General features: G+C 45.8%; 11 protein-coding genes. 4 read left to right on the top strand and 7 right to left on the bottom strand.

What is annotated here, in order from left to right:
- The 4 genes from PHU49_09280 to PHU49_09265 form a co-directional block, all read right to left on the bottom strand.
- A partial coding sequence (locus PHU49_09280; protein ID MDD5244195.1) for an arginase family protein occupies positions 1 to 588 on the bottom strand: 588 nt, incomplete at its 3' end.
- Between the two features lies 1 nt (position 589).
- Positions 590 to 1135 carry an arginine decarboxylase, pyruvoyl-dependent gene (locus tag PHU49_09275; GenBank protein ID MDD5244194.1) on the bottom strand — a complete coding sequence of 182 codons (546 nt, stop codon included), beginning with the start codon at positions 1133 to 1135 and terminating at the stop codon, positions 590 to 592.
- A gap of 196 nt (positions 1136 to 1331) precedes the next feature.
- Entirely contained in the window at positions 1332 to 1721 is a 390-nt protein-coding gene (gene speD, locus PHU49_09270) for an adenosylmethionine decarboxylase (protein ID MDD5244193.1), read from the bottom strand.
- A 39-nt stretch (positions 1722 to 1760) separates the two neighbouring features.
- On the bottom strand, positions 1761 to 2312 hold the full coding sequence (locus PHU49_09265) for an XRE family transcriptional regulator (GenBank protein MDD5244192.1): 552 nt from the start codon (positions 2310 to 2312) through the stop codon (positions 1761 to 1763).
- Positions 2313 to 2433: 121 nt separating this feature from the next.
- Between PHU49_09265 and PHU49_09260 the strand changes: the two genes are divergently transcribed.
- Positions 2434 to 4056: a thiamine pyrophosphate-binding protein gene (locus PHU49_09260; GenBank protein ID MDD5244191.1), complete on the top strand. Its 1623-nt coding sequence runs from the start codon at positions 2434 to 2436 to the stop codon at positions 4054 to 4056.
- 279 nt (positions 4057 to 4335) lie between these two features.
- On the opposite strand, the gene PHU49_09255 is transcribed toward PHU49_09260, so the two are convergent.
- From PHU49_09255 to PHU49_09245, 3 genes are all read right to left on the bottom strand, one after another.
- Positions 4336 to 6726 carry a PAS domain S-box protein gene (locus PHU49_09255; protein ID MDD5244190.1) on the bottom strand — a complete coding sequence of 797 codons (2391 nt, stop codon included), beginning with the start codon at positions 6724 to 6726 and terminating at the stop codon, positions 4336 to 4338.
- A gap of 224 nt (positions 6727 to 6950) precedes the next feature.
- Complete coding sequence (locus tag PHU49_09250; GenBank protein ID MDD5244189.1) at positions 6951 to 7688, bottom strand: HesA/MoeB/ThiF family protein; 738 nt, start codon at positions 7686 to 7688, stop codon at positions 6951 to 6953.
- Positions 7689 to 7906: 218 nt separating this feature from the next.
- Positions 7907 to 8815 carry a phosphatidylglycerol lysyltransferase domain-containing protein gene (locus PHU49_09245; protein MDD5244188.1) on the bottom strand — a complete coding sequence of 303 codons (909 nt, stop codon included), beginning with the start codon at positions 8813 to 8815 and terminating at the stop codon, positions 7907 to 7909.
- 117 nt (positions 8816 to 8932) lie between these two features.
- Between PHU49_09245 and PHU49_09240 the strand changes: the two genes are divergently transcribed.
- The 3 genes from PHU49_09240 to PHU49_09230 form a co-directional block, all read left to right on the top strand.
- Positions 8933 to 9889, top strand: coding sequence for a MoxR family ATPase (locus PHU49_09240; GenBank protein MDD5244187.1), 957 nt, complete (start codon positions 8933 to 8935; stop codon positions 9887 to 9889).
- An 89-nt stretch (positions 9890 to 9978) separates the two neighbouring features.
- Positions 9979 to 10803, top strand: a complete 825-nt coding sequence (locus PHU49_09235) for a DUF58 domain-containing protein (protein ID MDD5244186.1) — start codon at positions 9979 to 9981, stop codon at positions 10801 to 10803.
- Positions 10800 to 11634, top strand: an 835-nt coding sequence (locus PHU49_09230; GenBank protein ID MDD5244185.1) for a DUF3488 domain-containing protein, incomplete at its 3' end; no start/stop codon positions are given. The genes PHU49_09235 and PHU49_09230, both read left to right, overlap by 4 nt.

Below are 11634 nucleotides of genomic sequence, written 5' to 3'. Positions count from 1 at the left end.
TATCCATTTGTCGGAATTGTGTATTGTGTGCGCAAAAAACATCCTTTTACTGTCGATGCCCGGGCGTTCCGAGGCATCCATGCTGCGTATTCCCACGGAGACGATGTTCCTGGTAAATTCCCTTACACGCGCGATAACACAGGCATGGTTATAAGGGCTTCCTTCGTATGAGTCGCGGGAGTCGGCATGGGCGTCGAGTTGCAATACGCTGAGGTCCTTATAGTGCTTCGCATAGCACTTGATAACGCCAATAGAAACGGAGTGTTCGCCCCCCAATGTTACGACAAGCTTTTTGTCTTTCAGATATTTTGAGACTACCGAATCGGTTTTTTGTATCAAGGCAAGAGAAGAGGCTGAACGGACGGGCCTGGCAGTAAAAATTCCCTTCCCCAGGACCTCACTGTCGGTCTCTATATCGTAGAATTCGAGATACCGGGACGCCTCGATTATAGCCGCAGGGCCTTTATCGGCGCCCTTCAACCATGTGCTGGTTTTATCAAAAGGGATCGGCAGTATAACTATAGAGGCATGCGCGTAATCAGTGCTGTTGTCAGGTAACCCGCAGAAACTCAGGGGAAGCCTTGGCATCTCAATCCATGACAAAAACGGCTGACGCTAATACCGTGGTCCAGAGGCCGTCTTTATTTCCTTCTGCGGACTGGCACATATGTTTTGTTTTGAATATATGACCACTCGCCCTGTAAAATTGCTTGCGCTCATCCCATGCCTGGTTTGGGTCAAAGGGAATGTCGAGTGTCGTTGCAAGCATCGTGGCTGCGAGATCTTCTGCGTATTCACCGGAAACAATGGCCTTTTCACCGAAGGCATGGTGTTCGGAAAGATAACCATACTGTGAGTAGTCTTTTGGCCATGCAAAGCCGATTGCTGCAGAAACAAGACGATTCGGTTCATTGGTCGCATTCCGGGCCATTACGCAGTAGGTGATCTCGCCGGGTTCGAGAAGTTTCAGGCCGGCAGTCTTTGAAATAATTTTACACTTCGGCGGAAATATGCTCGACACATAAACAAGATTACACTTCTGAATGCCCGCATTCCTTAACGCAACCTCAAAGGATGACAGTTTGTCTTTGTGGACGCCTACCCCTTTTGTAAAAAATATCTTTTTAGGTGTCATTTTCAAATTCTCCAATTTAATCTGATCCCACAGTACCATGCCGGCGAACACAGCACTGATCCTGACAACTTTTCCATAACAAGCTTTCCTTCTGCCATTGCCGAATGCTCCACTGCAAAAAGTTTTCCGATGAACCGCTGACGAGAAAAAATTTTACAGGCGTTTTAATAACCACTTTTCGCACCTCCCAAATTCTTTAGTACCCAGAAGGTTCGTGGGCGATTTCTTTGCCTAACAAATCCAGCTGACCCCTCTTCATTTCCACTGTGGAGACTTGCCCGGCACCGAGCTTATTCTTCAAGTGCGCGTAGATCTTCCACGGGTCCACATCTTCACCGCTGGTAAAAAGGTCTATTGCCGCGTAGCCATAGGCAGGCCACGTATGGATGGCAAGATGGGATTCAGCTATTACAACGACACCGCTTACGCCATGAGGTTTAGATACATGAAACATGCTCTGGACGATAGTGGCTCCGGCCGCCTGCGCTGCCTGTTCCATATATTCCTGTATCAAGCGCACGCTGTTCAAAACCGCGTTGTCACAATCATAAAACTCTGTTAATACATGTCTTCCTAATGCTTTCAACCCGTAGACCTCCCTCGAACCTTTTATCCCCGAAGGGTACTAAAAATAAGGAGGCGAAGATACCCATAACACAACTGACTTTTTCTTTCGCCTGTTTACTATATAATGTTTTTTGGTCGCCTTAAAATAGAAACATTCACCCCGTTTCAATCGGTGAGGTTTTCCACCCAGCACGACCTCAACACCTCCGGAAAACACAAAACCAAATTCCTCGCCCTCATGTGGTTCTTCTTCCGGCGTCCTCTCTCCCACATCCAGTTCAAGCAATGCAGGGTCCATCAGTCTGTTCTGTGCGGCAGGAACAAGTATCTGAAACCTCCTGACATCCTCCCTCTCCAGCTCAACCCGGTCTCTGAATTTAAAAACAATCTTTTCGTCAAAGACCCCGTTAAAAAAATTTGACGGTTTCTCATCGAGGGCGTCCAGTATTCCTATCAGGCTTTCTACTGACAGGGAGGTCAGGTTCCTCTCAACCTGTGAAATAAACCCCTTCGTGAGACCTGCCCTTGTGGCCAGCTCTTCCTGGGTAAGAGACTTCGCCTGCCTCAACATCTTTATCCGTTCACCTATGCTTGCTTCGTCAGCTTTCATAATAACAGTAAATACTCACAAAAAGTTTATTTAATTAAACAAAATATATATAAAACTTGTCAAGTAAAATTTTATTTAACTTTAAAGTTCAGTATGCTAAACTAATGACAACAGGTGATAGATGCTTGGTAAACAAGCGATTATAGAGTTTTTTAAAAAAAATAAGATTCGGAATGTCTTCCATTTACCCGGTATTCACACTCTTCCTCTTGACGAAGCTCTTGAAAATCAAAACAATATCAAAACCTTTATCGGCAGACATGAATCCGGCATCATATCCATGGCCGATGGATACACCAGGGCCTCAGGAAACATCGGCGTCGTTATTGTTACTCCGGGACCCGGCCTCGGGAATATTGTTTCCGGTTGTATGGAGGCCTACGGCGACGATATTCCACTTATGATCATACACACAGACACGGAAAGAAAAAAAACAGGCAGAGGTATACTCCATGAGCTCAAAGAACCTGAAAACATCTTCAAACATTTTACAAAAAAGACCTTTTCAATCCATGACGCCGGGCGCATAACATCAACCCTTACGGAAGCTTATTGTACCGCCCTTTCGGGAAGGAAAGGCCCTGTCGTCGTATCAATACCTTACGTCTTATTCGAAAAAAAGGTATCCGCCGGACTCCCCGTGTCACTGGTCCTCAACGTTCAGAAAACGGGTACAACGGGGATTGCAAAAAACAGGATGAAGATTTCCCGGACAATCACCGATCTTGAAAAGATCCTCCATGGGAAAAAAAGGGTTCTCATGATCGGCGGGAAATCTCTGATGCTGAACAATATACAGCAGACCCTTGAGCGTATCTGTCTCGGCGCTTCCATTCCCTTCCTCGCAACCACCGGTGGCAAAGGTATCGTACGGGAAGATAGTCCATATTCCTTTGGCAATGTTATGAAAAAAGGGGTTGTGCGGGATATGGTCGCATCAGCTGATCTCGTTATCGCCGTCGGAACACGTCTGCGCGATGTGGATGCAAAAAGAAGAGGGGTGAAGATCCGGGAATTGGTCCATATCGATATCGACGACCAATGGATAGGGAAAAATTATCCGACACGGCTCGGCATTACTGGAGACCTTAAAGAGATACTCGATGAGCTTTACCGGGTTCTTAAAGGTAAAAAGTTCGAATGGGATCTATCGCATCTTAAAGACCTCATGTCCGACGAAGAAGCCTCTCTCCTTAAAAGGTCTTTTGCCTGCGCTGTAACAAAGCTTCTGCGGGAGACCATTCCGGAAAACACAATAACAGTATGCGATCTCAATACCCCATCATACTGGGCGGAATACTATCTTCCTGTTTATCATCAAAACACCTTCCTGATGCCCCGCGGTATATCACCGATATTCTATTCCCTGCCTGCAAGCATCGGCGCAAAGATAGGAAGACCTGACAGGCCCTGCCTTGCGCTGTGCGGGGACGGGGGTATACTCCCTGCGATAGGCGAGCTTGCAACACTGAAAAGATATGGCATACCCGTTGTTGTCTTTGTACATAATAATAATAGTTTTGGGATCCTGGAAGACGCCATGATCGACCGCTATAATCAAACAGGGTCTATGGTGCTCAACAGTCCTGATTTTGTAAAACTCGCGCAGTCCTTTGGGATCAGGGCCAAAAGGACAAAAACCCTGAAAGGGCTTCGTGATATCCTGCTGCGGGATATCACATGGGACGAACCCTACCTGATAGAGTTCGTGCAGCCCGTCTCCCCGCCACCCTGGAGGGTATGACAACTTCAGCGATCAGCTTAATAGATCCGTAAGTCGTGAGCCGAGAACAACCGTAATTCGTAATTCGTGAGACGTAAGTGGAAAAGCACAAGGTGCGGGGAGCGAAGCGACGTAGCGACCTCATAGGGTATGAATTATTAATGAGATTGCCGCGCTCCGCTCGCAATGACGCATTTACCTTTCACCGGGTTCACCCAATTACGAATTACGATTCACGAATTACGAGGGCCTTTCACCTTTTACGATATACGATCTACGGAATACGATATACGATTTCAGTTACGCCTTTTTATTGAGCACCTCGCGGACCTTTCTCCCTAGTATCTCAACGGAAAAAGGTTTTTGAACCGCGTCGAGGCCCTGTTCGACAATAAAATCCGTGTGAGCTTTGCCTATTTGATATCCTGTAATAAAAAGTGCTTTGATAGAGGGTTTTAAACCTTTTATCAGGGTATATGTTTCTTTACCGCTTAATCGCGGCATGACAAGGTCTATAATTACAAGGTCTATTTCATCCATCTTTTCCCGGAAGATATGAAGCGCCTCTTCACCGTCTGATGCAAGGATTACCCTGTAACCCAGCACGTTGAGCATCTCCGACGAGATCTCGCGCAACGTTGTATCATCCTCTACGATCAGTACCTGCTCGGTTCCTCCCGGAACGGGCTCGGTAAAGGATACCTCCTCCTGTTTTGCGTTGTCCACCGAAGCGAAATACACCCCGAATATTGTCCCCTTACCAATTTTGCTCTCCACGGTAACGAATCCTCCATGTTGTTTCACGATCCCGTATACCACAGAAAGACCGAGCCCTGTCCCTCCCCCGGATCTCTTTGTTGTAAAAAAAGGCTCAAAGATCTTCTTCACAGTCTCCGGATCAATACCTTCACCGGTATCTGAAACAGTAAGCACCGCATAACTGCCGGGCTTTGCGTCAACATGTGCAAGACAAAACTCTTCATCTACAATCTCAGAGGACGTCGATATTGTGAGCGTTCCACCTTCTGCCATGGAATCACGCGCATTGACAACAAGGTTAAGCAATATCTGGTGCACCTGCGCAATATCGACGTTTATTTTTGTCATGTTTGCAGCGGGTACTATCTTCATTTCTATGTTTTCGCCTATTACCCTGTTGACCATCTTTGTAAAATCGGCCACGATATCATTTAAAGAAACAACCTCAAAATTCAAGGTCTGGCGTCTGCTGAAAGCAAGGAGTTGCTTTACAAAATCCGATGCGCGAAACACTGCCTTTTCAATAGAAGACAGGTAACCGTTTGTTTTTTCGTCAAATGTGGTTTTCATTTTGATGAGCTGTGCGCCGCCGAGGATAATATTGAGGATATTATTAAAATCGTGGGCGATACCCCCCGCGAGTCTTCCCAATGTCTCCATCTTCTGTGACTCCAGCAGTTGCTGTTCGAGAAGCTTTAGATTCGTTATATCCCGCATCGTGCCGCGATAAGCCATGATCTTTCCTTTCTCGTCAAACACCGCGGTTGCATTCAGGGAGACGGTAACCTTCCGTCCGTCCTTTTTCTTCAGCGTAAGCTCAAAGCCGTTTACATGGCCTTCTTTCTCAATGGTTTTCCTGTAAAAATGCCGGTCCGCCTCACTCAGGTAAAGATCGTTGCCTATGTCAACCTTGAGGAACTCTTCTTTGGAGTCATAACCAAAAAGTTTTACCCCGGCGGGGTTGATATCAATCAGGTTTCCTCCCGGAGTTGTGATAAAGATAACATCTAACGATTCTTCAAAAAGAGTCCGGTATTTTTCTGCTGATTGCCTGATCGCTTCTTCGCCCAGTCTCGTCTCTGTTATATCGCGGACCGTTTCAATCGCACCGACAATATCACCGGATATATCATACAGGGGTTTTGCCTTTGCCCATATATATGCCCCTCTCTGTCCGAATGTAGGCACGAAGAGTTCTGTAAGAAGTGTGTCTCCTTCGCGCGCCACCGAAGGATACTGTTCCTCAATGGTCTTGTCCCCGATGTTTAGTGCCAGATCAACCAGGATAGGCCTTCTTTGGCCATAGAAGGGGATCGCGTACTCATAATCACCGGCCCCGACGATATCCTCTGCCCGTATTCCCGTGAATTTCTCCATAGACTTGTTCCAGGCAATGACTTTCCCGGCACGGTCAATAACCATGGTGGCGTCCGGCAGGTAATTCACGATGTCGGCTAATCGTCGCTGGGAATCCTCAAGCGCCCTCTGAGCAGTGACGTATCTGGTAATATCCCTTGCATGCCCGACAATGCCTATTATTTCATTTTCAGTACCAAAAATCGGCGTCTTATATACCTCTAAGTGCATAAAATTGTCCTTGAAATATCCATACTGATCAAACTTCCGGGGTGTTTTTGTCTCGTATATTATCAGGTCACTTTCAGTGCATTTCTTATCAAAATCATGCTGACATCCGGCATTCCGAACCGGCAGCGCTATCTCTGCATCAGTTTTGCCAATAACCTCGCTAATATCTTTTTCGCGGAATATCCGGTCGTTCATTGCCCGATTGACCAGGACAAACCTTCCTTCTCTGTCTTTTACCCAGATAAAATCAGCAATGGAGTCCGCCAGCATTTTAAATGAATCAAGTCCAAAGTTTATCAGTCCCCCTTTAATCCATTCTCCACCTGTTGAAAAACCTTCCCCCATATCTTCTCCTCAATATTATTATCCCCCCGCGAAAAACAGTCTGATTATTTTTTTACATTTTTTATTCGAAAAAAGACAAGGTTTTTTTGTATAATGCGCACATTTTTTATTATTTAAGTTACACATTGAGTATAACAATGTAATTTTACAATAATTTTATATCTGATAAAATGGTGGTCGACAGGTCCTATCGTATTAAAATAAATAGTTTGTACACAGTTTTATTATCTTTTACAGACCTCGCAATCAGGGTTCCTCTCAATCCTGATCTCCCGGAAGGTCATGTCAACACATGAAAAATAGAGCAGTCTGCCTGCAAGGAGTCCCTTCATCCCCAGGATGATCTTTAACACCTCCATTGTCTGGAGCGCAGCGACAACACACGGTACAGGGCCTATCACTCCTATGATTTCTCCCTTTTTTGTCTCATAAGGGAAGATACAGTGAAAACATGGTGTCTCTCCCGGGATAAAGGTCGTTACCATACCGTTAAAACCATTAACCCCCCCGTAGATAAAGGGTATCTTCATCTTCACGGAGGCAATATTAAGGGCCTTCCTGGTTTCCATGTTATCGGTAGCATCAACGATGATCGAACAATCACCCACAATATCGATGATGTTTTCTGCGCAGATCTCCTGTTGTATCGCTTCGATATGAATGTGTGGATTAAGAGAACGAAGTTTCGTCTCTGCCGAAGATGTTTTTGGAGAACCTATATCCTGCGTCCAGTGAAGGATTTGACGATTAAGGTTGGTCACATCTACATTATCCCTGTCCGCAATCTTCAGGCAGCCGATCCCGGCAGCGGCAAGATAATACGAAGATATGGAGCCAAGTCCGCCAAGGCCCGCTATGAATACCTTTGTCTGTTTTATCCTTTCCTGCCCGTCTTCCCCGACAGCGGGCATGATAATCTGCCTCGTATAACGGAGCAGTTCATTGTCTGATAATCCGTCCATGTCAACGTCTCCTTTTCTCATAGATTCTTACGGACAAGCCCATGCGTTGCATTATAATACTATAATACATTCGTTTGGCGTGAATAACAAGAGAGGCAGTGATAAACCGGTCGATAGTGAATAGTGAATAGTAGATAGCAGGCAAAAAAAAGCAGACCTAAGGAGTTGTCTCTTTTGTCTTTCGACTATCTACTATTCACTATCGACTATCGACTGCCTTATATCAGCCGGATAGAGTACTTTTCAATAAAATGGTGCGGGTAATAGGAGAGTTTGGCCTCGCGGAGGCCCGGTATCCCCAGGTCCTGTTCCCTGTTTATGTAGGTAACATTCTGCCACGATTTTTCACAGAACTGCTGGTTAATGACCGGATAGAGGCCAGGTATCTCAGGATCCGCCTTTTCAATATGTACCACGGCAGTCTCCGGGTTCAGGAGTTCACCTATGGTAAAAGCCCCTACCCTGCCCCCTATCTTAATGACACCGCCATGTACCTTTAGATCATGGAAATTGGTCAGGATCTCCTTTACTGCTTCCCACTCGCCAAGAAGGTCCATATCTTCCTCGCAGCGTTTTTGCAGACACCACTTATCCTGGAGCTCAAGACAATCCGCAATGTGTTTATCCTGTAAATCATCATAGGAAAAGCTGTAAGAACGAAACAACTGGTTTATATGATTCCGCTTGGAACGGTATCTGCTTCCGGTGAGCTGCACTAACTCCTCCCTGAGGTACACGTAGTCGAAATGATCACGGGCCGGCTCGCACGCAACACCCCCGGCACCTTCCAGTTCCGAAACAAGCGTTGTATCTGCCCGCTCTATCCTGGCGCCTTTTCGCGCGTTTCTCTCTCTTATCCAATCAAGGAACATGAGCGTCGCATCTTTCCTCGGAGGCGGACCGACAGGCCCGACCCCGCAGACATCGCCATCGCTCTCCCTGCAGGTAACAAGCAGCCAGTCTTTATATACAGACCATTCAAATCCGTAATGGGATCGCCAGATAAAAAGGTTTGTAAAGGTATATTCGGAAACCTGCGGCTTATAACGCCAGAGGCTGTTATGGAGAAATTCCCGGTCCTGCAGCTCGACACTCTTGAAATTCGGGAATTCCGGTATTATAAACATTACATTATAATTGAATACGAAAACCGGTTATTTGTCAAACGTGATGCTTTCAAAGGCGTTTCCCGCAAAAATATGATACTATTATGAAACAGCATATAAGATGAAACAGCATATAAGATGAAACAGCATATAAGGAATGATATGGAAAAAGAGATCAACAAGATAGAATATATAACACAATCACTGTCAGACTACCTGCAGGGTAAAGAAAAGGCCCTCGGCCTTTCTCTCATATCCTTTTTTTCCAGGGGGCACCTCCTTATTGAAGACCTGCCCGGCCTCGGGAAAACAACCCTTGCAATCGGCATAGCCAAGTCGCTTGGGTTAAGCTTCGGCAGGATCCAGTGCACGAGCGATCTCCTGCCCACTGACATTACCGGCCTTTCCATTTACAACAAAAGCGCCGGAGAATTTGAATTTCATCCCGGCCCTATTTTCAATAACATCGTCCTCTGCGACGAGATCAACAGGGCAACACCGAAAACACAGAGCGCGCTGCTCGAAGCTATGGAAGAAAAACAGGTTACCATAGAAGGGAAAACATACAAGCTCCCGAAGCTTTTCTGCGTCATCGCGACACAGAACCCTGCCGAACAGTTCGGTACATTCCCGCTTCCTGAATCACAGCTTGACAGGTTCATGATGAAGATCAGTATCGGCTACCCATCGAGGGATGCGGAAAAGGAGATCCTTAAGATCGGCAGCAAACGGGAAGAGATCTACCTTATCGAGCCTGTAATGAACCACGAAGAGGTCATGCACATACAGGAAGAGATCATCAAAAAGATCTACATATCTGACAAGATCCTCGATTATACCCTTTCGATCATACAGGCAACAAGGGGTAACGGGTACCTTTCAGCCGGCCTTTCAACAAGAGGGGCTCTGACGATTACGAACACCGCCAAAACGAATGCCTATTTCCGTGGAAGAGATTTCGTGATCCCCGAGGATATCAAGGAATTAGCCGAATACACCATTCCACACAGGGTCATATTCAAGGAAGAGTATGAGAACCTGAACAAACGGGAGATTATAAAATCTTTAGTAGACGAAATACCGGCGCCCCTGTAATAAAGATATCCAAGGCAGGATTTCTTTATATCCTCCTCACAATATTCCTCGGCATTGCCGCCGCGAATACCGGCAATAACCTCATCTACATGATCGTATCGGCGCTTCTGAGCTTCATGAGCATCTCCGGCATATTCGGTAAGAACAATCTGTCGAAGATTGCATTACATATCGATTTCCCGCAGGAGATATACGCGCACAATAAATTCCCCGTAAAGGTGACGATCAGAAACCTGAGAAGGTTTCTGCCGGCCTTTCTCATACGCCTCAAGACAGATTTTTTTGAAACCCTTTTTCCTTTCACCGATACAAGAGGGGAAGCAACTAAGTATGTCAGTATTTCTCTCCCGAAGCGGGGTCTCTATCACCTGAAAAGATCCACGATCAACTCTGTATTCCCTTTCAATTTTTTTACCCGCTTCCGTCAACTGGAGGGTAATATCGATGTCGTTGTGTTCCCCGAACTGAGACACTGCGAACTCTATGCGCTCTACGCAAAAGATAAAAAGGTAAAAGGAGAAAAGGCTTCAGACAAGATCGGCTTTGAATCCGATATTGTCTCCATAAGGGAGTATGTCCATGGAGACCCGCTCAAATACATTCACTGGAAGGCAACAGCAAAAACAGGAAAACTGAAGACAAAAGAACTCTCAACCCTCACATACCGGCCGATCGTTATCGATTTTGAAAAGGTCACCATCAGGGATATAGAAGAAAAGATATCATGCATCGCCTATTCGATCGTCCACTTGCTGAAAAAGAATATACCCATCGGTTTAAAGATAAACAACAGATTTTATGAACCTGGTACCTCCTACGCTCATAAAATAAGCATGCTGAAAGAACTTGCACTATACGACAATGACACAAAGAACGATCCCGTTCATACGAATTCCGGCGGTGTGGCGGTATGATATTAAAAAACATCCAGCAGATCAAAATAGAATATGCCGTGAACATCATCTCCTATCTTATAGGCATCATAGGATTCGTCGGTATCTACGAGCATATCTACGGCGGGTATTCTATCTTCTTTCTTTTCACGCTCCTTATCTCTATATACTTTGAATACAGGAAGAGCTTTTATATACCGCGCTGGATACTGACCGTATTCTCTGTCCTTGTTATCCTTTTCTTTCTCTATAAATTTGATTCCAGCGAGCTCATAACACAGACGCTCGAAGCCCTCCTCGTGCTGCTCGGGATAAAGTTCCTCGAAAAAAAACAGGTCCGGGACTACATGCAGATATACGCCATCGCATTATTTCTCCTGTCAGGCCTGGGGCTTATGACACTGGGCATCGACTTTGTTATCTATTTTCTTATCCTTATCTTTCTTCTTTCCGTCGCATTCGTACTGCTCACCTACTACGCGCAGGACAACACGCTGGAATTTTCGAAAAGATCAATGGTGAAATTGATAGTAAAATGTCTCTGGATACCACTTCTGGCCATTCCGCTTTCCGTGGTGATGTTTGTTATCTTGCCCCGCACCCAGTATCCGCTCCTCGATTTTCTCAACAGGCCCGACAGGGCGAAAACAGGATTCACCGATAGAGTAAGGCTCGGTGAGGTTTCGAATATTCAGGAAGATGCGAGTATCATATTCAGGGCCAATATGGAAAAGGTTGACGAAAACATCCTCTACTGGAGGGGCATTGCACTTGACTACTTTGACGGAACCTCATGGAGAAGCTTTGAAAAACGTCTTTTTGTCGCTAATGCAAAAACAAGGATAGAGGGTA

The organism is Syntrophorhabdaceae bacterium, from assembly GCA_028713955.1.
Lineage (GTDB): Bacteria > Desulfobacterota > Syntrophorhabdia > Syntrophorhabdales > Syntrophorhabdaceae > UBA5609.
This window is presented reverse-complemented; position numbering and strand designations above follow the sequence as displayed.